This is a genomic window from Sorangium sp. So ce1014, from assembly GCF_051521505.1.
GTDB lineage: Bacteria > Myxococcota_A > Polyangia > Polyangiales > Polyangiaceae > Sorangium.
In genome coordinates this window covers 4,566,579-4,589,683 of the sequence record NZ_CP150356.1, presented here as the reverse complement: position 1 = coordinate 4,589,683, position 23,105 = coordinate 4,566,579, and the positions used below count along the sequence as shown (strand labels likewise).

The window sequence follows — 23,105 nt, the reverse complement described above, 5'->3', positions numbered from 1 at the left end:
GTGAGCTCACTCACGCTCGAGGAACTCCATCAGCCAGCTCATGGCCGGCCGCATCCTGCCGTCCGAATGCTGGATGCCGGTGTTGTCCCTCCACGTGGCGCCGACGATGTAACCCCACAAGGTGATCCCGGGGACCGAGGGGTGATTCCAGAACATCGTGAACTGTTCCTCCATCACCTTCTTCTGCTGGTTGTCGTCCGCGATGCCGATGTCGTACTCGGTGATGTACACGGGCTTGCCCAGCTTGGCCATCGCGTCGATGTAGCCCTTGACGGTGTTGGTGTTGATCTTGAACGCGTCGTGGGCCTGCGCGCCGAGGGCGTCGACCGGGGCGCCCGCGTCGATCACCGCCTTCGCGATCTTCATGAAGTTGTTGTGGTCGTTCGGGTACTCGATGTTGTTGTAGTCGTTGAGGATCAAGACCGCTTTCGGGCAGTACTCGCGAGCCCACTTGAAGGAGTTGACGATCCAGTCCCAGCCGCTGGCGCCGTCGCCGCCGATACCGTTCTTGTAGGAGGGCGTGGTGTGGGGCGGCGGCTCGTTGACGACGTCGATGTACTTCGTGTCCGGGTAACGCTCGCAGAACGTCCGCATCCAGTCTTTCACGGCCGCCTGCTGATCCGTCCCGGAGAGGTTCGCGATCCAGCCGGGTTGCTGGCTGCCCCACACGAAGACGTGGTGCTTGAAGATGATGTTGTTGTCCTTCGCGTACTTGTAGATCGCGTCGAGCTTGCTCCAGTCTCGGTTGCCGCGGGACGACTCGACCTCTCCCCACTTGCCCTCGTTCTCGGGCGTGATCTGGTTCCAGTGCTTCGCGAAGCCATCGCGCACAGCGCGGTTCGTCGTGATGTTGCCGACGAACTTCCCGGTGGGGGGCTCGTCGCCTCCGCCGGTTCCGCTGGCCGAACCACCCGACCCGGCGCCGCCTTCGCCCGAACCGCCGGTCGTCGAGGAGCCGGTCGTCCCCGGACCTCCGGTACCGCTGGTGGTCGATCCGCTGGTAGCCGCCGTCCCAGTGCTGCCGCTGCCGCTGGTGCTGGTGCTGGTGCTGGTGCTGCTCGCTCCCCCCGTACCGCCGGCGCCACCGTCGCCTCCGTCACCCCCATCGGCGCATGCAGAGAGAGTCGCGAGCCCGAGCGCGATCCACGTCGTGCCGCACAGCCATCGAGAAGAACGGTTCTTGTTCATATTGGACTTCCGCAAGTTGAGCGATTGGAGTTGGTGATTCTTGAAGAGGGAGAGCCGATGGGCAGCGGCACGAGCCGGAGCGCACACGCTCAGCGATACGCACGCCAGCAGCTCGGCACCCACAATTCCCGCCAAGCCTGGGAGTGATCATGGCACGCGCTCGAAATTGCTCGCAATTGGAGGCGTGGCGACCCGACCCGGGTTGAGCGCTCCGCGTTGCGCTTCATATTGCGGTCGCATGTTAAATTTCCACCTGAAGCCGAATATCGTGCGACCTGTGCTGGCCACCCGACCCGGCCACCCGACCCAGGTTGAGTTGGCGCCGCCGCACGTTACAGTAACACGGTAACACCGTGCCTAAAGTTGCACAACCGGACCCTGGGTCGGGTGGCTGATCGGATCGACCCGAACCAGGTTGGGGTCGCTGGCGGCACAACCGGACCCTGGGTCGGGTGGCTGATCGGATCGACCCGAACCAGGTTGGGGTCGCTGGCGCTGGCGTTCGGTACCGTCCTACACCGCCGATCCACCCGGGCGACACAACCCAGATTGGACCGACACGCCCCAGGTAGGCCGCACCACCAGCAAGCCCGTCCCCGCCCACTTGCACCGTCGAAACCGCGCGTCTAGCGTGGTCCGCGGCCATGATCGAGCTGAGCCATTCGCAGGTCGAGCATTTCATCGCCGACGGATTTGTCCGCATCGATGCGGCATTTCCTCGGAGCCTCGCCGACGAGGCCCGCGCCATCCTGTGGCGTGACACAGGCATGGCTCCAGACGACCCGAAGACCTGGACGAAGCCGGTCATTCGACTCGGGCAGTACGGCCAGCGACCGTTCGCCGACGCCGCAAACACGCCAGTGCTCCGAGCCGCGCTCGATCAGCTGGTCGGCCGCGGGCGCTGGCAGCCGCCGACCGCTCTCGGCACGTTCCCCATTCGCTTCCCGTCGCCCGACGACCCGGGCGACACGGGCTGGCACATCGACGCGAGCTTTGGCACCGAGATCCCCGACTTCATGGAGTGGCGCGTGAACGTCATGTCGCGCGGCCGCGCGCTGCTCCTGCTGTTCCTCTTCTCGGATGTCAGCGAGGCCGATGCGCCGACGCGCATCCGAGCGGGATCGCATCTCGACATCGCGAGGCAGCTGGCGCCTGCAGCCGAGCAGGGACTGACCCTGCGTGAGCTGGCCGCGAACGGCTTCGCGGAGACGGCGCAGCGACCGCAGGTGCTCGCGACGGGCGAAGCGGGGACGGTCTATCTGTGTCACCCGTTCCTGGTCCACGCAGCGCAGCCGCACCGCGGCACGCATCCGCGCTTCCTGGCCCAGCCGCCACTGCTCCCGACCGAGCCGCTGCAGCTCGAGCGCGAGCGCGGCGACTATTCACCTGTCGAGCAAGCCATCCGCCGGGCGCTCGCCGGAGTCGACCAGCGACCCGACCCAGGTTGAAGCAGCCGTAGCCCTCTGGCGAAGACGCGCAGGTTTGCCCCCTACCTGCGCAGCCTCCGCGCATAGAGGAAGCGGGCGTAGCCGATCTCCGCGGCGTTCTTGGTGAGCTCGACGTTGGCCCACGCGACGACGTCACCGAACGGACGGTCCTGGAACGGCCATCGCGTCCGCCGCGTCGAGCGCAGGTCGTCGTCGGTGGCCTGCTCGAGCGCCGCTCGCCACTGTTCCTGAAGCCCGCTGAGCCACGCGCGCACGTCGTCGGCGCTACCAGGCCACGTCACGCTCTCGCGAGCGAGAGCTCCGTCGCCGAAGGAGTGGTCGAGCACCATGGACCACCAGAAGCCGAGATGCCACGTCAGCCACGCGATGCTCGCCGGGCCGAGGTCGTATCCCTCGTGCTCCGGCCAGTCGGCGCGCCACTGGCCATCGGGGGTTTTGCGGACGTGCAATCCCTCGTCAGCAGGGCGCCACAGGCACTCTTCGGTGGCGAGCCCGTCGAGGTGGAAGCTGGTGAGCTGCCACGCTATCTCGAACTGCCGGATCAAGTAGCCACGGGCCTCGCTGGCCATGGGCGGCGTCGGGACGTCAGGGCTGTCACCTCTCATGGCCCAGAACCTAGCATGGCCGCCCGCCGCCGTGCCTCCTCGCGCGCCCGCGCGCGGGAAGCCTCCCGGCGGTCATTCCTGCCGCCGCCCCTCCGCGTGCTCCGCCAGGAGCCCGCCCAGCAGATGGAACTCCAGATAGGCCCGCGCCACGTCGGTCGCCCCGGGCAGCGCCTCCCTCGCCTCCCCCAGCGCCACCCAGCCGCCGCCCTGCTCGAACCGGAACGAGAGCGTCTCCCCCTCGGTGAGCCCGCGCTCCCGCACCCGCCGCAAGATCGACACGCCCTCCAGCCCGAACAGGAACAGATCGCGGGCGATCACCGCGTCGAGCCACCGCTTCGACAGCGCCGTGAGCGACATCTCCCACGACCCTTCGCGCAGCATCTCCGGCACCGATCCGCGGCGGATGAGCGGCGCGTTCGCCCCGTCGAGCGACACGAGCTGCGCCCGCACGATGCCGTGATGAACCCCGAGCGCCCCGAACCCCACCGACAGATCCGCGACGCGATAGCCCGCCTGCGCCGGATCCTGCGCCGCGCCCGGGCGTAGATCCCGCGTGGCCATGATCGCCTTGACCGCGCGCAGAGCGAGAGACGGGCGCAGGCAGAGCTCACGCACCTCGTCGGGCGTGAGCGCGACGACGCGGGTGACCGCGTCCTTCACGATCACCTCGAAGGGCTCGAAATCGGCCGTCACCAGGGGCTCGCCCGCGCGCATGTGCCGGTGCAGATCGAACGAGAACACGCGCCCCTTCTTGAACACCTTGAGGTGCACTCCGAACGGGGATCTGCGCCCGCTCGCCGTGGTGCCCTCGGCCAGCAAGAGGACATCGCCGATGACGGTCTTCTGCGGGTAGGGGTGATCGTTGTAAAGAACGATGCGCCGCGCCCCGGTATCCAGATCGACCTGGGAGCGAGCATCGTCGAGGGCCAGGCGGTTGCCCTCGTGATCGCCGCGCGTACCCAGCCCGGCAAAGGGGCAGCGGACGCGCCCCGCGAAATGGTAAACCCCTCGATCACGAAAGCGCATGTTCACCCCCAGGCCTGGGGCGCAACACCCCGGCCGAAGACAGGCGCCGAGCCCCACTCCGCCACAAGCAGCGCGCCCAGCGACGCGCCTGCCATCAGCAGGCGCGCCGACCAGGGCGTGGGCGCGAAGTACGCCATTTCTCTGGACGGACGGTGGGCGAGGTTCACGTTGAGCGCCGGGTCGGTCGCGAAGTAGCTCAGCAGCAGCAGCGCGACGAACGCGCCCCAGGCCGAGAGCGCGCTGCCCGCGGGCAGGCCGTGCTGCGCGAGGTGGAGCGCGGCTGCCGCGGGCGGCGAGAGGTGCGCGGCGACCGCGAGGGGCGTCGTCTTTCGGGTGGCGATGACCTCGATGAGCCACGCGGGGACGCCCACGCCCACAGAAAAGACGAACGCCGGCCCGAGGAGCCACGCAGACCCGGTGAGGAGGCCGAGCGCCACGGCGAGGCCCGCGACGTGGCAGGCGAAGAGCATCTCGCCCATCCTGCCGGTGCCGAGCTTCTCCTGCACGTACCTCGCCAGAATCACGAGGAGCGGCAGGGCGCAGGACACCTCCAGGACGCGCACGAGCGAAGGGTAACCCGCCGCGCCGTCAGGTGGGAAGCGGCTCGCACGCTCACAGGCGTCGAACGGCGTGGGCACGCGGCGCCCTCCGTCCACCGTCGTCCGGTGCCCGTTCTCCACTCATCTCCACGATGGCGCGCTCTCCGGTATCAACTGCCCTGCTGCGTCGCGCCGCGCTCGTTGTGCCCACCCGGGAACACCGCTCATGCCGGACACAGGCCGTAGAGCTCCAACACGAACGCTGCCGGGACGCGCCAGGAGATCCCTCTGTCATCGATCCAACATTGATTTGCCAGGCCGCCTCTCGTTCGTCACATCTTGGTTTAACGACGTGACCCTCATCAAATATCAGGAAAACGCATGCCGTTCACGCGCTGGATCATAAGGACCTGGACGTGTGGCCTGTTCGCGCTCATCTCCGCCCCAGCCGGGGCGGTGGTGTCCCCGGCCAGCTCCGGCGGCTCCAGCGCTGCTTGGGGCTACCACCCTCCCGCGGAGGAGAGCGCCGCGTACCCCGACTTCTGCAGCCTCGATGCGCCCTACACCGAACCGCCGTTCACGGCAGACGAAGATACCCTCGAACCGTGCCCCACTTACGCTACCGAGTCGCCGCTCTGCACGGGAGATTTTTGTCCCGAGAGCAAGGTATGCGCTGGCACTCGCGTACTGCACGAGGATCTGAACGCGTGCCAGGGGCCGACCTGCTGTCTGGCGGGGTCCGTCGACCCGGACGGCGTGGTGGATGTCCTGCCTTACCTGACAAGGCCGGCGGAATGGCCCTTCTCCGCCGACCCCTCCGTGGACCGCAGCGACAACGTCGACGACAGCCCGGGCATCGCGCAGGCCATCGAATGCGCAGCGTCATTGAGGAACGCCAGGCGCACGGTGGCCTTCCCCGCCGGGCGGTACGTGCTGCGCGCTCCGCTGCGACCTCATTATAACGCGTTGACCCTGGCGGGGCCTGAGCTGTCTCCCGACGCCGCCCCTGGCGATCCGGAGACCGCGACGCTGGTGGCGATCCCCTGCAATCCGGAGCAGTTCCCCGGGGCAATCCAGGTCAGCCGGGCCGTCAGGCCGAACGGGCATGTGGTCGACGCAGTCGCTGGGCTCCGGATCCGCAATCTGCAGATCGAGCTCACGGAGGGGCCAAGAAAGACGGCCAACAGCGGGATTCATATCAACAACTGCTCGTCCTGCGAGGTGGAGAACGTCATCATGCGGTACGCGCCGCTCTCACCTCAGCTGCCTTCCTGCAAGCCTGGCAACCTGGATGGAATCACCTTTGCCATGGGGTCGGGGGGCGTGATCCGGAACGTGATCGTGGACGGCGTACCGAAGGGCGGCATCTACCTGGCATCGGTCGCCAGATACCATGCCACACCCCCGATCCTCGTGGAGAACTGCGAGATCAAGAACATCAACGGCCCCATCGGAGCCGGCGGGATCAAGATCGTCACCGCGAACGTGACCGTGCGGAACTGCGAGGTCCACCATAGCCTGATTCACCCTGGCGATGGCTCCACGACCGCCTACGGTGGGCACGGTTTGTGGATCGCGGCCCAGGTCCCCAGCAGGATCGCTCTCCCGGGCTCGGTGCCCAGGAATGTCGTGGTCCAGGACAGCTATTTTCATCACAACGGCGGCGCTGGCGTCGCCATGGCGAGCCCCGTCGTGAGGGAACGCCCGGAGCGGATCGTGCTCCGGAGGGTCAAATCCGCTTACAATGGGTACCATGGCGTGCATCTCCAGGCGGGCAACTACGTGGAGCTCCATGATCTCTGGTCCTGGGGCAACGGGTATTACGGCGTTCACCTGCAGTCGCGGACGTCGCTGGCCACGAACGCGCTCCGGGTCGGAACCGTGATCCTGACGAACCCGCTCGTCTTCAACAACGCCTTGCGTCCGGCGTCGGGCGCCTACCCTGGTATCATGATCCAGGCCAGCAACGTCACGATCTACGGGGGCGAGGTCGCGCGGTGCAGCGCATCGCGCGGGAGGCAGTCGAGATCCGTGCAGCAGCTATGCTGGCTGTCGGGTCCGACAGACGGAGAGGCGCTCTTCTACCCGGAGCACAACCGCGTCGCGGGCGTGGGCACGCACGACACGAGCGCGCCGGAAGCGCTTGTATGCCCTCATGAATGAGCGACGTCCGGCCGCGCTCGCGCCGCTCGGAGATGCCGTGGCGTGAAGCGCCGGTCATCCCGCCGTCGCTGTCGCTGGCCACAAAGAAGAACCGCCCGCAGGTCCAGGCCTGCGGGCGGTCATCATGATCCGCGACTCGGTCTACTTGAGACGGGCCAGCATCTCGACCTTCTCCGCGTCGAGCCCCGTCCAGGTGCCCCAGCCCGACTTCTCGGCATCGGTGTACGCGTGCTCGTAGATGCCACCCGTATCACCCGACTCGGGGTTGATGGACCAGTAGGTGAAGTCCGTCATCCCCTTCTTGATCAGGTAGTCGACGTACATGTTCTGCCACTCCCAGTCGTAGCGCTTGCCGGCAGGCAAGTGCGCCCACTGCTCGGCCAGCGCCGGATCCATCTCGTTCTTCGGCCAGGTCTTCACGCCGCCGAACTCGCCGGTGATCACGCAGAACTTCTCGTCGTGCAGGAACCCGAAGTGCTCGTCCCACTGCTTGCCCAGGGTCTCGACAGCCTGCGCGTTGCTCCGCTCCACGATCAGCCCGCACCCGGCCGCGGCGGCCGCCTCGTCCTCGAGCCCTTCGCATCCGGCCTTCGACTGATCGACGTGCTGCTTCTGAACGAACACCGCAGGCCCGTAGGTGTGGGGCGAGAAGCAGAGCCGATCCTTGGGGATCTGGATCGGGTAGGCCGTCTGTCCGTAGAAGTTCTCACCCCAGTTCGGGTTGAGGTTCTCATCGCCGTGGGGCTCCGGCTCCAGCTCCAGGCCCTTGCCGCCCGCGATCTGGTGGCTGCCCGAGACGCCCTGGACCACCGCGATCATGTCGTCATTCTCTTCCTTGATGACGTCGTAGCAGGCCTTGGCCATATCCGCCCACTCGCGCCAGCTGTACTTCCACGGCTCGTTGAAGCAATCGACGCCGATGATGTTCTTGATCCCGAGCTTCGCGGGCAGCTTCGCGATCGTACGGATGTCCGCGAGCCACTTGTCCATGTTGTAGGCATCATCGCCCTCAACGCAGTTGTAGTCGTCCGCCTTGTAGTCGTAGTTCTCGCGCTCGCTGTCGACGTACGGCTTGTTGTCGTCGAGCCTGCCCGCGCGCCACCCGAGGTGGTTCGAGCAGGAGTGGATGCCCACGATGACGTTCAGGTTGTTCGCGGAGGCCTGCTTGAGGAAGTCCTCGAGCGCCTCGAGGGCGTTGGCGTACGGGTAGACGCTCTCGTCGTTGTTCCTGATCCGGGGCGTGGTGGTGCTGTAGTTGCCGTCCGGGTGGCTGGCGACCAGGGTCTGCGGCGCGATGGGAAGCCGGATCGTGTTGAACTTGAGATTGGAGCTCTTGAGCTCCTTCATCGTGTCCTCGATGGTGCGCGGGGCAGAGTTCTCCGCCCACCACATCGACCCGATGAAGAGCTCCATGGCGCCGGGACGATCGAGATCGTCCTGCCCCTCGAGCCCGAACCAGTTGCCGCCGCGAACCTGGAACTCCGCGCCGTCGGCCGTCAGGCGGCCGTTATCGGGGTTGACCCGGAATTTACCGGCCGGCGAGTCATCGGTGGCCGGCGTGGGGTCCCCGTTCGGGTTGGTGGTGCCGCCACCGGCGCCCGAGCCCGTGGGGGTGCCAGCGCCCGCGCCCGAGCCCGTCGGGGTGCCAGCGCCGCTGCCGGTCGGGGTGCCAGCGCCCGCGCCCGAGCCCGTCGGGGTGCCAGCGCCGCTGCCGGTCGGGGTGCCAGCGCCCGCGCCAGCGCCGGCGCCAGCGCCGCCCGATCCCGAACTGCCCCCGCTCGCGCTGTCACCGCCGCAGCCGATGGCCAGCAGACCGGCGAGGGAGAAGGAACACAAGAAGATATGGCTTCCTCGGATTCTCATAACTTAGCTCTTTTCGTTAAGCACAAATTCAGCGCACGGAACACGGAGTCGAGCGTTCACGCCCCCCGTGATTCGACCGCTAGCCACTTCAAGATCAACGCTTGATCGCGCTCGATAGTCGACCCTGCGCAGAATTCGCAGACAGGCAACACACCACCGGTTGCCAACCGGCCGTGTACACTACCCGCCATAAAACAAGGGGTCAAGATGGGACGTGCCCCTCAATGTCGGGATGGTTGGATAATTACTGATAGAGTGTCGCTTTCCCGCGAGAGTGGATCCCTACACGAGCTATCTCACCAACCGTCGCGTGCAGCAGGGCTGAACGATGCGGCCGCCATCACGAGGAGCTTGACTTTCGGATCGCCGACGGATTTCTCGGCCCCCCAGCACGATGTCATGATGCCTTGTGTCAAGCCCCCACGGCATCATGATGCCCCGTGTCAAATCCCGGGCAACGGTGTGTCAATGCAACGTTCGCGGCAGCGGTCGCACTCGGTGGGAGGCACCGAGCTGGACCGGTCGTCCGCCTTGTCGGTCATCAGGTCCGGAGAATGGCCCCATGCGGACCGATCGGAGTTGACCTCGACTATGTGAGCGATCACAGTCGGCGCGAGGCTCCGCCTTCTCTGCTTCACCTTGCAGCGGGGCGTCATGCGCACCGGGACCTTCGTCCTCGACTTCAGCGCGATGAGAGACGGCGTGATGGCGGGCTTGATCCCGCTGCGCGATGCGTTGGCCTGCCTCGAGCTCAAGAAGGCGAACGACATCACGGCGGTTGCCCGCGAAGGCTGCCATGGTCGACGGTCTGACCATGAACAGCAATCCGTTCACCGCCGGCACGGTGACCGAGGTCGCGAGCGCCGCCGTCCCCGGCGGCACCTGGATCAGCGGCGCAGCGGCTCCGATCCGGGGCGGCCGCGCGGCGCGGTCCCAGCTCGCTTGCCACAGCCAAGATAGCCATGGGACTATCCACGCAGCACGGCGGACTCACCGGGAGGTATCGTGTGAATCGATCTTCGTTATTGGCCGCCGCTGAAGGCGGTGCTCGCGCCGCCTTGGAGCACGCCCGCGGCAAAGCTCCGAGGCGCTTCGAGGACCGATGTCGCGCAGCCGAAGCCCTGAAATCTTCCACGCGCGATCCTGATCCGAGCGTCGCGTGCGAGCGCCCGGAGGTGGAAACGTTCACTCGCAGCAAGCTCGCCTCTCGACTGCGGGGAATGATCGCATGCGCTTCGCTCCTCGTTGCAGGGTGCGTGGGCGAGCTCGGCGACGGCGCGCTCCCCCCGGGCGGCGACGCGAATCCCTCAGGGAGCGGAGACGGTCTGTGCAACCCGCGGCTGGAGCGACGGATCGTGCTGCTCGCCGACCTGCAGTTCTCGAACGCCATCCGGGATCTCCTGGGAGAGGAGGCCATCGAGCTGGACCAGGCGCCGGACGCGCGGACGAAGCCGTTTGTCAAGAAGGGCGTCGTGGCCGGGACCTCCCTTGTGCATTCGCGGCTCGCGAGGGCCGCCTATGCGGCCGAGAGCCTCGCGGGGCGCTTCGAGCAGGTGACCGGCTGCGCCCCTGACGGAGACGACGCCTGCGCCAAGGCGTTCCTGACGCGGTTCGCGCAGCGGGCGTTCCGCCGGCCGATGGACGCGACGGAGCTCGACAACCTGTGGTCCGTGGTTCGCCTCGGGAACGAGACGAGCTACGAACGCGGCGTCTCGCTCGCCGTCGAGGCGATCCTCGCGTCCCCCTCTTTCTCCTACCGCACCGAGCTCGGCGACGGCGCGGACGGCGATGTGGTGAAGCTCTCGGCGCACGAGACCGCGAGCGAGCTCTCGTTCTTCTTGACGGACAGCCTGCCCGACGCCGATCTCGCCGCCGCCGCCGACTCCGGCGCCCTCAACGACCCGGCGGAGCTGATGCGCCAGACCGAGCGCCTGCTCGAGAAGCCCGAGACGCGCCGCAGCCTGAGCACCACGCTGATCGCGGCGTGGGGGCTCAGCAACCTGTTCGGCACGGTGAAGGATCCAGGGCTCTTCCCCGAGTACACCCCGGCTCTCCAGGCAAGCATGTTCCACGAGACCGAGCTGCTCCTGGAGGAGCTCCTGTGGAACCGCGGAGCGGACGTGTCGGCCCTGCTCACCTCGAGGGAGACGTTCGTGAACGGTCCGCTCGCGCAGGTCTACGGCGTGGAGCACACGGGCGCGACCCCGGAGGAGTTCGCGAGGGTCGCGCTGCCGGCCGACGAGCGCGCCGGGATCCTCACGCAGCCCGGTCTGCTCGCGGCGCTGTCCCGGACCGACAACACGAGCGTCGTCGCGCGAGGGCTCTTCGTGCACGGCGCGCTGCTCTGCATGGGGAAGATCGCCGCGCCGCCGGAGTCGGTCGCGGACGCGATCCAGGAGTTGCTCGATGCCGACCTGACCGAGCGCGAGCGCGCCGACGCGCGCGCCGCGAACGGCACCTGCGCGGGGTGTCACAACCAGTTCGACGCGTTCGGCCTGCTGCTCGAGCAGTACGATCCGGTCGGCCGGTACCGTGACACCCTCGATGGGGAGCCGATCGACGCGCGCGTCGACCTGACCGGCAGGGGCGACATCGGGGGGATCTACGCGAGCGCCGTCGAGTTCGTCGACGCCGTCGCGGAGACCGATGGGTTCGCCACCTGCATCACGCGGCACCTCATGACCTACGGCACGGACGACGAGACGCTCACGCCCCGCGCCTGTCAGGTCGAGCGCGTGATCGCGGCGCTGCCGGAGGGCCAGCGGACACTAACCAACGTCGTGAGAGCCATCGTGACATCGCCGGCGCTGACCGAGCGCGCCAAGGGGGATTGACTGTGCGTTACAACCTCTCCTATGCATGGTCTCGCCGCCGCTTCCTGCAAGGCATCGGCGCCGCCGCGGGCCTCGTCACGGTGCTCAAGGGCCTCGAGTCGGCCGCGGAGGGCGCGACGCCGCCGAAGCGCTTGCTGATCGTGCAGCGCCCGGTGGGCACCGTGTATCAGAACTTCTGGCCGCAAGGGGAAGGGACCGACTTCACGCTCTCCCGCATCCTCGACCCGTTCGCGGCCATGAAGGCTCGCATGGTCGTGATGCGCGACCTGAAGCTGCCCTTCGATGGGTCCGTCGGCGGCGGCCACGAGCGCGGAACGGTGCTGATGGCCACGGGGCAGCGGACCAAGCAGCTGTATCCGGGCAACGGCGGCGACGACCCGATGGCCGAGGGGGCGAGCATCGACCAGCTGCTCGTGAAGCAGTCGCTCGAGCTCCAGGGCCCCCCCATCGCATCGCTCCAGGTCTCTTGCGACAACCGCGCCGACACGCCCGAGGTGTCGACCCGCCACATGTCCTATTCGGGTCCGCGCGCGCCGATGAAGCCCTACTACCAGCCGCTCGAGGCGTACCGGCGGGTGTTCGGCACGCTGATGCCGGGCGGCCCGACGGACGACAACCTGGATGCCCTGGCGCGGGCGCGCCTGGAGAAGAAGAGCGTGCTCGACTTCGCGATGAAGGACCTGAAGCGCCTTCAGAGCCTCGCGCCGAGCTCGCAGCGAGAGGCGCTGGAGGGGCACGCCGCCGCCATCCGCGAGGTGGAGAAGGAGTTTGACGCGGACCCGAGGGATCCCGCGTCCTGCGGCGTCCCGCAGGAGCCAGAGACCATCGACGTGAGCGGGCACATCGATCCCTACGAGAGCTCGCACGTCGTCTCGGAGCGCGACGACCTGAAGCACGCGCGCATCGGCGCCCTGCATTTCGCCGTGATCAAGGCCGCTTTCCGCTGCGACCTGACGCGCGTGGTCACGTTCCAGTGGGCCCCTGGCACGAACCACGTGAGCTTCGGCGAGCTGTGGCCCCCCGATTCCTCCATCTTCAAGGTGCACCACACAACGAGCCACGATCCCGATACGCGCGACACGCTCGAGTTCCTCACGCGGGTAGAAGAGTTCTACGCCGGCCACGTCGCCGGCTTTCTGCAGGAGCTCGCGGAGACGGAGGACGTGGCCGGCGGGAGGCTGCTTGACAGCACGCTGGTCCCCTACATCACGGAGGTCGGCACGCGAACGCACAACTGGGACAACATGCCTTGGTTGCTGTTCGGCGGCGAGGGCACAAAGCTGCGCGGCGGGCAGGTGTGGACCAACAGCGATCGCGGCCTCCGCTCCACCAACGACGTGTGGATGGCGTGCGCGGCCGCCTTCGGTGTCCCGGATCTCGTGATGGGGGACAGCGACCAGCGGACCACGGCGATCGAGGGGCTGTTCGGGTGAGCGGAGGCCGCAGGGGGCTCGCGCGCGCCTGCGGCGCGGGCCCCCAGCTCCCGCTGGGCGTCGATGCCACCGGCGAGAAATCGTGAGGCGAGAGCGATGAAATCGAGCTGCATGCTGCGCGTCTTGAGTCTTGTGGCGCTCTGCGCTTGCGGCGAGGCCCCCGGCACCGACACGGCGACGACGGGCAGCGGCGGTACGTCGGAGGGCGGCGACCTCGCGGCGGGCGGCTCAACCGGCGGCGGTGCAGCAGGCAGCGGCAGTCCCGGCGCGGGCGGCGCGGGCGGCGCGGCCCCGGGCGGCTCTGCCGGCACGGGCGCCGGGGGAGCCTTCGTTCCCGGCGGCGATGGTGGAGGCGGCTCCGCTTACGTCCTCGATTGCGGCACGAATGGCGTGGCCATCGAGAGCGCGGGCCCACCGGAGAACCGCGTCAACTACGTCATCGTGGGCGACGGCTACGACGCCACGACCGTGAACACAACGTACCTCGAGCACGTCGAGGCGGCGATGGGCCTGCGCTTCAGCAGCCCGATCGGCGAGCCGTACGGCAGATATCGCAAGTTCGTCAACATCTGCGCCATCAAGCTGGTCAGCCCCTCGAACGGCGTCCCAGGAGCGCTCGGTTGCTCGGGCGACGACGAGAGCCGCCTCGCAAACTGCGATACCCGTGCTGCGGATGACGCGCTCAAGGCGAACCTCCCCGACGAGCTCGAGGTCGACTGGCACGCCATCGTGTTGAACAACAGTCGCTGGTGGAACACGGGCGCCTCGTGGATGCTCTGGTCCGGCGGGCATTCGGACGCCGCCGGAGCGGCCCTGCATGAAGGTGGCCACGGCTTCCATCAGCTGGCCGACGAGTATTGCGCCAAGGCGACGGGCTCGGGCTGCGGCGCGAACACGTGCAGCGGCAGCGGCACCGAGTACGTCGAGGTGAACTCGACGAGCGATTGCACGACGACCGCGGGCAAATGGGACAAGTGGCTGGGTCATGACGCCGCCGACGCCACGGGCCTCCAGGGCACCTTCGTCGGCAGCCGCTACGTCGACAGCGGACAGTACCGCCCGTCTTCGAACTCGATGATGAACAGCCTGTTTGGAGACAACAAGGACACGAGCTTCAACCCGGTCTCGCGCGAGAAGATCATCATGGATATCTGGATGCGCGTCACGCCGATCGACTCGACCGATCCACCCGCTGGCGACGTCACGGCCCCGGCGACGCTCGCGGTCAACGTGATCGACCCCGAGGTCATCAGCGTCGATTGGACGCTCGACGGCGACGTGATCGCGACCGACGGCGGCCCCGTCTACAACGTCGCCGCGGCAGGCCTCGCCCCGGGCACGCACACCATCGTCGCCAGGGCCTACGACAATGCCGGCGAAGAGTGGGTGCGTTACCGCAGCGGGGAGTGCCTCGACCCGCCGCCCTCGACGAACCCCCGTCACATCGATCCCTGCTGGGGTCGCGACAGCTGGCTCCGCTCGCAAGAGACGGTGACGTGGACGGTGACCATCCCGTGAGGTCGGCGCGCGGGCGCTGGTTCGTTGCCGCGCTGATCGTCCTCGGCGCGGCGCTCTACGTCGTCCATCGCTCGCGAGAGCCCGATGGACGACGGCTGCCTTCATCTCGGCAGGGAGCGTCGCGGGAAGAGGCGCCGCGCGAGGGAGCGTCGCGCCGCGCGTCGGCCGGACCGCCCGCGGTGCTCGGCAGCACCGAGCTCGCCGCGGCGGCCCTTGACCTGCCCGTCATCGGGCCGAGCCCCGACGACCGACACGACGGCCCCGCTCACCCTCACCCGATCACGCCGCGTCACCTCGAGATCCAGCATGAGAACGGCCTGATCGCGCTGCTGAACGACGCGATGAGCGCGCGGAACGGCGCGCGCATGCGTGAGCTCGTGCACGAGGTTCGTCGCACGCACCCCAGGGACTCGGACCCGCTCCAGGACGGCTACGAGATCATCGCGGACTGCCTGGAGGCGCCCGGCGAGGCGTCGAGAGCGGCGGCGGAGGGCTACTACGCCGAGCATCGCGCCTCGACCGTGAGGCGCTTCGTGCGCACGATCTGCCTCGAAGGGCGTTGAAACGTGAACGCCTTAGGTCCCTCCCCGCGGGCTCACGGGTGCCTGAGGACCGCGGTGCTCTTGCGCAGGACGAGCTCGGTCTCGACCACGACGCGCGACGAGGAGCGCTGGCCGCTCTCGATCTGGTCGAGCAGGAGGTGGAGGCACCGGCGTCCCACCTCGGAGAAGTCCTGGCGGACGGTGGTGAGCGGGGGCGTGAAGTAGGCCGCCTCCGGGATGTCGTCGAAGCCGACGATGCTGATGTCCTGCGGCGGCTCGCGCCCGCTCTCGTGGAGGAAGCGCAGCAGGCCGAGCGCCATCTGGTCGTTCGCCACGAACACGGCGGTGACGCCCGGCGTGCGCACGAGCTGCGGGGCGAGCGCGTAGCCGGAGCGCGCGCTCCAGTCGCCGCGCAGCGGAGGCGGGATCTCGGCGCCGGCCGCCACCAGCGCCGAGCGCCAGCCGTCGATGCGCTGGTCGGCCTCGAGCCAGTCGGGCGGGCCGGCGATGTGCCACACCGTCCTGTGCCCCAGGTCGAGGAGATGCCGCGTCGCGGCCACCGCGCCCCCGAGCTGGTCGACGGCGACCACCGGGAACGAATCGTCCGGCCCGCCCTCGACGGCGACCACCGGGACGTCGGACGTGAGATGGCGGAGCGCGTCCACCGCCGACCGCTGCGGGGCGATGACGACGATGCCGTCGGCCCCCTGATCGCACAGCCGCTGCACGGCCTCCACCACCGGCGCGCGGCTGAGCGACTTCAAGCTCGCGATGCTGATGCCGTAGCCGGCGTCGTGCGCCGCCTCCTCGATCCCGAGCAGGGTCGACGCCGGACCGTAGAGCGCCGTGTCGAAGCTGACCACGCCCAGCGTCCGCGACCGCCCGGTGACGAGCGCCTGCGCGACCGAGCTGGGCCGGTAGTCGAGCTGGCGGATCGCGTCGAGCACCCGCTCCCGCGTGTCGCGATGCACGTGGGGGCTGTCGTGCAGGACCCGCGACACCGTCTGATAGGAGACGCCGGCGAGCTTGGCCACATCCACCATGACCGCGGCCCGGCGCCCGCCCTTCTTGACGCGGCGCTCCGGAAGCGGCCTCTCAACCTTGTCCGTCATCGGGGCGGGAGAATAGCCGTTGGCGGACGGATTGGAATTGACATCCATCATGTGAACGTTCACATTGTGTTCCGGGCCATCCTTTTTTGGCTCCGGCTTCGGCTTCACCTTGCAGCGGGTCGTCATGCGCATCGGGACCTTCGTCATCGGGATCGATTTCGGCACCGACTCCGTTCGCGCGGTCGTCGCGGACGCGAGCGACGGCGGGCTCGCGGGGGCTGCGGTCGCGCCGTACCCGCGCTGGGCGCAAGGGCTCTACTGCGACCCGCACGCGCACCGGTTCCGCCAGCATCCGCTCGACTACCTCCATGCCATGGAGGCGTCCGTCCGCTCGGCCCTGAAGCAGGCGGGCAGCGACGTCGCCGCGCGCGTGCGCGGGATCGCGGTCGATACAACCGGATCCACGCCGGTCCTGGCCGACGCGAAGGGCCGGCCCCTCGCGCTCTGCCCCGGCTTCGAGGAGGACCCGGACGCGATGTTCCTTCTCTGGAAGGACCACACCGCCGTGGCCGAGGCGGCGCGGATCAACGAGGTCGCCCGGACCTGGGGCGGCGTGGACTACACGAAATTCGAGGGCGGCGTGTACTCCGCCGAGTGGTTCTGGGCCAAGGTGCTCCACGTCATCGAGACAAATCCGGCGGTCGCGCGCGCGGCGGTCACCGTCCTGGAGCACTGCGACTGGATCCCCGCCGTCCTGACCGGCACAGACGATCTCGGGAGGATCAAGCGGAGCCGCTGCGCCGCCGGCCACAAGGCGATGTGGCACGCGGAGTTCGACGGCTATCCGTCGAACGAGTTCCTGGCGAAGCTGAATCCGCGCCTGCCCGCGCTCAGGGCCACGCTCGGCGCGCAGACCTGGACCGCGGACGCGCCCTTCGGGATGATCTCGCCCGGGTGGGCCGCAATGCTCGGTATCCCGGGTGACGTCGTCGTCGCCGTCGGCGCGTTCGACGCGCACATGGGCGCGGTCGGCGGCGACATCCAGCCGCACCACCTGCTCAAGGTCATGGGCACGAGCACGTGCGATATGCTCGTCGTCCCGAAGACGGGCGCGCCGGAGGTCCTCGTCGCCGGGATCTGCGGCCAGGTCGACGGCTCGATCCTCCCCGGCGCGATCGGCTACGAAGCGGGGCAGTCCGCCTTCGGTGACGTCTTTGCCTGGTTCAAGCGGCTCCTCAGCTGGCCGCTGCTCGCCATCCCCCCTGCCCTCCCCGGCGCCGGTGGCTCGCCCGGGGAGGCGCTGGCCGAGGCGGCGCCGCGCGCGGCGATCGCCGAAGAGGTCATCGACCGGATCATCCCCGAGCTGGAGCGGGCGGCCGCGGAGATCCCGCCGGATCAGAGCTCGGTGATGGCGCTCGACTGGCTGAACGGCCGGAGGACCCCGGACGCGGACCAGCGGCTCAAGGGCGCCCTCGTCCGCCTCGACCTCGCCACCGACGCTCCGCGGATCTACCGCGCGCTCGCCGAGGGGATCGCGTTCGGTTCGCGCTCCATCGTCGAGCGCTTCCGGTCCGAGGGGCTCCGCATCGACGGCGTCATCGGCGTCGGCGGGGTCGCGCGGAAGAGCCCGTTCACCATGCAGGTGCTGGCGGACGTGCTCGACATGACCGTCGAGGTCCGCGCCGGCGAGCAGCCGGTGGCCCTGGGCGCGGCGATGTTCGCCGCCACGGCCGCCGGCCTGCACGCCTCGGTCGAGGACGCACAGCGCGCGATGTCGCCCGGGACCGAGGCCCGGTATCGGCCGGACCCTGAGCGCGCCAGGCGCTATGACGCGCTCTACCGGGACTATGTCGCGCTCGGATCGTTTGTGGAGAGGAAGCTGACGCAATGAGCAGGGTCGCGATGAAAGAACTTCGGGAAGACTTCGAGGTGTGGTTCTTGACCGGCAGTCAAGACCTCTACGGCGAGGAGACGCTGAAGCAGGTCGCCGAGCACGCGCGGGAGATCGCCGCGCATCTCGACGCCTCCGGCAAGCTCCCCGTCAAGGTCGTCTGGAAGCCGACGCTCAAGAGCCCCGAGGCGATCCTCGCCGTCTGCCGCGAGGCCAACGCGACGCCGCGGTGCGCCGGCGTGATCACGTGGATGCACACGTTCTCGCCCGCGAAGATGTGGATCGCGGGGCTCCTGCGCCTGGAGAAGCCGCTCGCGCACCTGCACACGCAGTATAACCGCGAGCTCCCCTGGGACAGCATCGACATGGATTTCATGAACCTGAACCAGTCGGCCCACGGGGACCGTGAGTTCGGGTACATCGGCGCTCGCCTGCGCATCGACCGGAAGGTCGTCGTCGGCCACTGGATGGACGACGACGTCCTCGCCAAGCTCGACGTCTGGGCGCGCGCCGCCTGCGCCATCCTGGACGCGCGGCGGCTCAAGATCGCCCGCTTCGGCGGCATGAACATGAGAGAGGTGGCCGTCACCGGGGGCGATCGCGTCGAGGCGCAGGTCAAGCTCGGCTGGTCGGTGAACGGCTACGGCATGGGCGATCTCGTGGGGCGGATCGCCGACGTCGACGAGCGCGAGGTCGATCGCCTCGTGGCGGAGTACGACGAGGCGTACTCCGTCGCCCCCGCCCTGAGGAAGGGCGGAGATCGCCGCGGCGAGCTGCGGTACGCGGCGAGGCAGGAGGCGGCGATGCGCTCCTTCCTCGAGGAGGGCGGCTTCGGCGGCTTCACCACGACCTTCGAGGACCTGCACGGGCTCAAGCAGCTCCCCGGCCTCGCGGTGCAGCGCCTCATGGCCGAGGGCTACGGCTTCGGCGCGGAGGGCGACTGGAAGTCCTGCGGCCTGGTCCGCGCCCTGAAGGTCATGTCGGCCGGCCTGCGCGGGGGCGTCTCCTTCATGGAGGACTACACCTATCACCTCGTCCAGGGGAAGGAGCGCGTCCTCGGCGCCCACATGCTCGAGATCTGCCCCTCGATCGCCGCGGGGAAGCCGTCGCTGGAGATCCACCCGCTCTCCATCGGCAGCAAGGCGGACCCTTGCCGGCTCGTCTTCGACGCCGGGACCGGGCCCGCGGTGAACGTTGCCATGATCGACATGCGCGGCCGCATGCGGATCGTCGCCAACGAGCTCGAGGCGGTGGCGCCCGACAGGGCGATGCCGAAGCTGCCGGTGGCGCGCGCGGTGTGGATCCCCAGGCCGGATTTCAAGCTCGCGTGCGAGGCGTGGATCCTGGCCGGAGGCGCCCATCACTGCGCGCACAGCCGCGCCCTGACGATGGCGCACGTGGAGGACTTCGCCGCCATCGCCGGCGTGGAGGTGGTTTGCATCGGCGAAGGGACCGAGATCCGCGCGCTCAAGAACGAGCTCCGCTGGAACGACCTCGCCTACCGGATATCGCACTGAGGGACGGGATGTGAGCACGACCTATCGAGAGCTGCGCGAGCGCGCCTGGGAGGCGAACCTGGAGATCCCGCGCCGGGGGCTCGCCATCTACACCTTCGGCAACGTCTCGGCGTTCGATCGCGACCGGGGTGTCCTGGCCATCAAGCCGAGCGGCGTCGCGTACGATCGGCTATCGGCCGACGACATGGTGGTGGTCGACCTGGAGGGGAACGTGGTGGAGGGCAAGCTCCGCCCTTCCTCGGATACCCGGACGCACGTCCTGTTGTACAAGAGCTTCCGCGGGGTGGGCGGCGTCGTGCACACGCACTCGACCTACGCGACGAGCTGGGCGCAGACGAGCACGCCGATCCCGATCTACGGGACGACGCACGCGGATCACCTGGCCGAGGACGTGCCGTGCACCGAGATGATGCGCGCGGACGCCGTGCAGGGCGACTACGAGACGGAGACCGGGAAGCAGATCCTCGAGTGCTTCAGAGAGCGTAGCCCGGCCCACACACCGATGGTGCTCGTGGCGGGCCACGGCCCCTTCGCGTGGGGAGAGGACGCCGACAAGGCCGTGTACAATGCGGTGGTGCTCGAGGAGATCGCGAGGATGGCGTTCATCACCCGCGCGATCCACCCAGGCGCCGCGCGCCTGCCCGACGCGCTCGTGCGCAAGCACTTCGACCGGAAACACGGGAAGGGCGCGTACTACGGCCAGAAGTGACGCCGGACGTCGCGGGACGACGGCGAGGACGACCAAGATGCCCCGCGGGACGGGGCGATGGACACGATGAAAGGAGCTGCGCCTTGAAGAGGAGCAATTTTGTCACCACGACGATGGTGGCGCTGGCCGGGCTGGCGCTGATCCTGGCCGGGCTGGGATGTCAGAAGGAAAAGAAGCAGATCACGCTCGGGTTCTCCCAGATCGGCGCGGAGAGCGAGTGGCGGACCGCCAACACAAAATCGATCGAGGAGGCCGCCAAGACGGCCGGGTTCGACCTCAAGCTCTCCGACGCGCAGCAGAAGCAGGAGAACCAGATCAAGGCCATCCGGTCGTTCATCGCCCAGAAGGTCGACGTCATCGCCTTCTCGCCCGTGGTCGAGACCGGCTGGGAGCCCGTCCTGCGCGAGGCCAAGGCGGCCAAGATCCCGGTCATCCTGACCGATCGCGCCGTGGACGTGAAGGACGACAGCCTCTGGGTCACCTTCATCGGCTCGGACTTCGTCGAGGAAGGCCGCCGCGCGGCGAAGTGGCTGGACGAGAAGACGAAGGGTCAGAAGGACCCCGTCAACATCGTCGAGCTGCAGGGCACCGTCGGCTCGGCCCCCGCGATCGACCGCAAGAAGGGGTTCGAGGAGATCATCAAGGACAGGCCCGAGCTCAAGATCATCCGCTCGCAGACGGGTGACTTCACGCGCGCCAAGGGCAAGGAGGTCATGGAGGCGTTCCTCAAGGCGGAGGGCAAGAACATCCACGTCCTCTACGCCCACAACGACGACATGGCGATCGGCGCGATCCAGGCGATCGAGGAGGCCGGCCTCCGCCCGGGCAAGGACATCCTCGTCATCTCCATCGACGCGGTGAAGGGCGCGTTCGAGGCGATGATGGCCGGCAAGCTCAACGTGACCGTCGAGTGCAGCCCCCTGCTCGGGCCGCAGCTCATGAGCGCGGTCAACGACGTGGTGGCAGGCAAGACGCTGCCCAAGCGCATCGTGACCGAGGAGGGCGTCTTCCCGATGGAGACCGCCGCCCAGGAGCTCCCGAAGCGCAAGTACTGAGCGCCGGGGACGCGCTCATCTGCCCATCGAGATTTCACGGAAAGGTCGGGGACGGGGGGAGCTTCTTCCCGCCTTGGCCTCGGTTCGGTTGACAGCGCTGTCCGGGCGCGCGCGGCGGCGATCTCCGCGCCGGGAGGATGGGAGTGATGGGGAGCGACGTCGTGCCCGTGCTCGAGATGAAGCGGATCTCGAAGAGTTTCCCCGGCGTGCAGGCGCTCCTGTCCGTCGACTTCCGCCTGCTGCCGGGGGAGGTGCACACGCTCATGGGGCAGAACGGCGCCGGCAAGTCGACCCTCGTCAAGGTCATCACCGGCGTCCACCCCCCGGACGCCGGGCAGATCCTCCTCGATGGCCGGGAGATCAGGCCGTCGAGCCCGCAGGACGCGCAGCGGGCGGGCATCAGCGCCGTGTTCCAGGAGGTGAACCTGTGCACCAACCTGTCGGTCGCCGAGAACATCTACCTCGGGCGTGAAGGCGAGCGCCCCTTCGCCATCCGGTGGGGGGAGATGCGCCGGAAGGCCGCCGCCCTGCTGTCGGACCTCAACGTCCACATCGACGTCGCCGCGCCGCTCTCGACCTTCTCCCTGGCCGTCCAGCAGATCGTCGCGATCGCGCGCGCGCTCAGCGCCAGGGCCAAGATCCTCATCCTCGACGAGCCGACATCGAGCCTGGCCGAGGACGAGGTGAAGACGCTGTTCTCGGTCATCCGGCGCCTCACGGGGCAAGGGATGGCGGTCCTGTTCATCACGCACTTCCTCGACCAGGTGTTCGAGATCTCCGACCGGATCACGGTGCTGAGGAACGGCCAGCGGGTCGGCGAGCACCTGGCCGCGGAGCTCTCGCGCATGGAGCTCGTCACGCAGATGGTCGGGCGCGACGTCGCGGACGAGGGCCCGACCCGGGCCGAGCGCGCCCGGGCGGCGATGCCGGCGGGCGGGGCGGCGCCCTTCCTGCGGGCACGCGGCCTCGGCAAGAAGGGCTCGGTCAGGGACATCGACCTCGAGGTGTGGCCCGGGGAAGAGCTCGGCATCGCCGGTCTCCTGGGCGCCGGAAAGTCCGAGACGGTGCGGCTCCTGTTCGGGATCGACAGGGCGGACCAGGGCACCATCGAGATCGACGGCGCAGCGGCGCGCATCGGCTCGCCGCTCGACGCGATCGCGCGCGGGCTCGGGTTCTGCCCCGAGGACCGGAAGCTCGAGGGCATCCTCGGCGACCTCTCGCTGCGCGAGAACATCATCGTCGCCCTCCAGGCCAAGCGCGGCATCTTCCGCAACCTGTCCCGCGCACGACAGGACGAGATCGCACGCACGTACATCCAGCGGCTCGGCATCGTGGCGGCCGACGCGGAGGTGCCCATCTCCAAGCTGAGCGGCGGCAACCAGCAGAAGGCGCTCCTGGCCCGCTGGCTGGCGACCGACCCGCGCATGCTGATCCTCGACGAGCCGACCCGCGGCATCGACGTGGCGGCCAAGGGCGAGATCATGGGCCAGGTCATGGATCTCTGCGACCGGGGCATGGCGGTGGTGTTCGTCTCGTCCGAGATGGCCGAGGCGCTGCGCTACTCGGACCGGGTCGTCGTCCTGCGCGACAGGCGCAAGGTGGCCGACCTGGCCACCGGCGAGACAAACGAGCAGGCGGTGTACCAGATCATCGCGGGAGGCCCGGCGTGAGCGCGGCGGCCGCCTCCCTGCGCCGGCTCACCCGGAGGAGCGCCTTCTGGCC

The 23,105-nt window shown here is 68.6% G+C and carries 18 protein-coding genes; 12 read left to right on the top strand and 6 right to left on the bottom strand.

The window, feature by feature from the left end; all coding sequences use genetic code 11:
• Positions 1 to 6: 6 nt before the first annotated feature.
• A complete protein-coding gene (locus WME75_RS17415) occupies positions 7 to 1,188 on the bottom strand; it encodes an endo-1,4-beta-xylanase (protein ID WP_437492193.1) in 1,182 nt (393 codons plus the stop codon).
• Between the two features lie 644 nt (positions 1,189 to 1,832).
• Here WME75_RS17415 and WME75_RS17410 point away from each other — a divergent pair.
• The gene (locus WME75_RS17410) at positions 1,833 to 2,636 is read left to right on the top strand and encodes a phytanoyl-CoA dioxygenase family protein (protein WP_437492191.1); all 804 of its coding nucleotides are present in this window, start codon (positions 1,833 to 1,835) and stop codon (positions 2,634 to 2,636) included.
• Between the two features lie 41 nt (positions 2,637 to 2,677).
• On the opposite strand, the gene WME75_RS17405 is transcribed toward WME75_RS17410, so the two are convergent.
• The 3 genes from WME75_RS17405 to WME75_RS17395 form a co-directional block, all read right to left on the bottom strand.
• Positions 2,678 to 3,241, bottom strand: coding sequence for a DinB family protein (locus tag WME75_RS17405; RefSeq protein WP_437492189.1), 564 nt, complete (start codon positions 3,239 to 3,241; stop codon positions 2,678 to 2,680).
• Between the two features lie 72 nt (positions 3,242 to 3,313).
• A complete protein-coding gene (locus tag WME75_RS17400) occupies positions 3,314 to 4,267 on the bottom strand; it encodes a hypothetical protein (RefSeq protein ID WP_437492187.1) in 954 nt (317 codons plus the stop codon).
• Between the two features lie 2 nt (positions 4,268 to 4,269).
• The gene (locus WME75_RS17395; RefSeq protein WP_437492185.1) at positions 4,270 to 4,905 is read right to left on the bottom strand and encodes a hypothetical protein; all 636 of its coding nucleotides are present in this window, start codon (positions 4,903 to 4,905) and stop codon (positions 4,270 to 4,272) included.
• A gap of 660 nt (positions 4,906 to 5,565) precedes the next feature.
• Between WME75_RS17395 and WME75_RS17390 the strand changes: the two genes are divergently transcribed.
• On the top strand, positions 5,566 to 6,969 hold the full coding sequence (locus WME75_RS17390) for a right-handed parallel beta-helix repeat-containing protein (protein WP_437492183.1): 1,404 nt from the start codon (positions 5,566 to 5,568) through the stop codon (positions 6,967 to 6,969).
• Positions 6,970 to 7,110: 141 nt separating this feature from the next.
• Here WME75_RS17390 and WME75_RS17385 read toward each other — a convergent pair whose 3' ends face one another.
• Complete coding sequence (locus WME75_RS17385; RefSeq protein WP_437492181.1) at positions 7,111 to 8,832, bottom strand: glycoside hydrolase family 5 protein; 1,722 nt, start codon at positions 8,830 to 8,832, stop codon at positions 7,111 to 7,113.
• 796 nt (positions 8,833 to 9,628) lie between these two features.
• Here WME75_RS17385 and WME75_RS17380 point away from each other — a divergent pair.
• The 5 genes from WME75_RS17380 (at position 9,629) to WME75_RS17360 (ending at position 15,180) form a co-directional block, all read left to right on the top strand.
• The gene (locus WME75_RS17380) at positions 9,629 to 9,871 is read left to right on the top strand and encodes a hypothetical protein (RefSeq protein WP_437492179.1); all 243 of its coding nucleotides are present in this window, start codon (positions 9,629 to 9,631) and stop codon (positions 9,869 to 9,871) included.
• Positions 9,872 to 10,187: 316 nt separating this feature from the next.
• On the top strand, positions 10,188 to 11,666 hold the full coding sequence (locus WME75_RS17375) for a DUF1592 domain-containing protein (RefSeq protein ID WP_437492178.1): 1,479 nt from the start codon (positions 10,188 to 10,190) through the stop codon (positions 11,664 to 11,666).
• Positions 11,667 to 11,668: 2 nt separating this feature from the next.
• A complete protein-coding gene (locus WME75_RS17370; RefSeq protein WP_437492176.1) occupies positions 11,669 to 13,099 on the top strand; it encodes a DUF1552 domain-containing protein in 1,431 nt (476 codons plus the stop codon).
• A gap of 96 nt (positions 13,100 to 13,195) precedes the next feature.
• Entirely contained in the window at positions 13,196 to 14,617 is a 1,422-nt protein-coding gene (locus tag WME75_RS17365; protein WP_437492174.1) for a M64 family metallopeptidase, read from the top strand.
• Positions 14,614 to 15,180: a hypothetical protein gene (locus WME75_RS17360; RefSeq protein ID WP_437492172.1), complete on the top strand. Its 567-nt coding sequence runs from the start codon at positions 14,614 to 14,616 to the stop codon at positions 15,178 to 15,180. Before WME75_RS17365 ends, WME75_RS17360 begins: the two co-directional genes overlap by 4 nt.
• A gap of 32 nt (positions 15,181 to 15,212) precedes the next feature.
• Here WME75_RS17360 and WME75_RS17355 read toward each other — a convergent pair whose 3' ends face one another.
• Positions 15,213 to 16,271, bottom strand: a complete 1,059-nt coding sequence (locus WME75_RS17355) for a LacI family DNA-binding transcriptional regulator (protein ID WP_437492170.1) — start codon at positions 16,269 to 16,271, stop codon at positions 15,213 to 15,215.
• Between the two features lie 124 nt (positions 16,272 to 16,395).
• Here WME75_RS17355 and WME75_RS17350 point away from each other — a divergent pair, with 124 nt between their 5' ends.
• From WME75_RS17350 to WME75_RS17330, 5 genes are all read left to right on the top strand, one after another.
• Entirely contained in the window at positions 16,396 to 18,102 is a 1,707-nt protein-coding gene (locus WME75_RS17350; RefSeq protein WP_437492168.1) for a ribulokinase, read from the top strand.
• An 11-nt stretch (positions 18,103 to 18,113) separates the two neighbouring features.
• Positions 18,114 to 19,619 (top strand): L-arabinose isomerase, encoded by a 1,506-nt coding sequence (gene araA, locus WME75_RS17345; protein WP_437492166.1) that lies wholly within the window; start codon positions 18,114 to 18,116, stop codon positions 19,617 to 19,619.
• A gap of 10 nt (positions 19,620 to 19,629) precedes the next feature.
• The gene (locus WME75_RS17340) at positions 19,630 to 20,328 is read left to right on the top strand and encodes an L-ribulose-5-phosphate 4-epimerase (RefSeq protein WP_437492165.1); all 699 of its coding nucleotides are present in this window, start codon (positions 19,630 to 19,632) and stop codon (positions 20,326 to 20,328) included.
• A 113-nt stretch (positions 20,329 to 20,441) separates the two neighbouring features.
• Complete coding sequence (locus WME75_RS17335) at positions 20,442 to 21,383, top strand: ABC transporter substrate-binding protein (protein ID WP_437494858.1); 942 nt, start codon at positions 20,442 to 20,444, stop codon at positions 21,381 to 21,383.
• Positions 21,384 to 21,529: 146 nt separating this feature from the next.
• A complete protein-coding gene (locus WME75_RS17330) occupies positions 21,530 to 23,053 on the top strand; it encodes a sugar ABC transporter ATP-binding protein (protein ID WP_437492163.1) in 1,524 nt (507 codons plus the stop codon).
• Positions 23,054 to 23,105 lie beyond the last annotated feature (52 nt).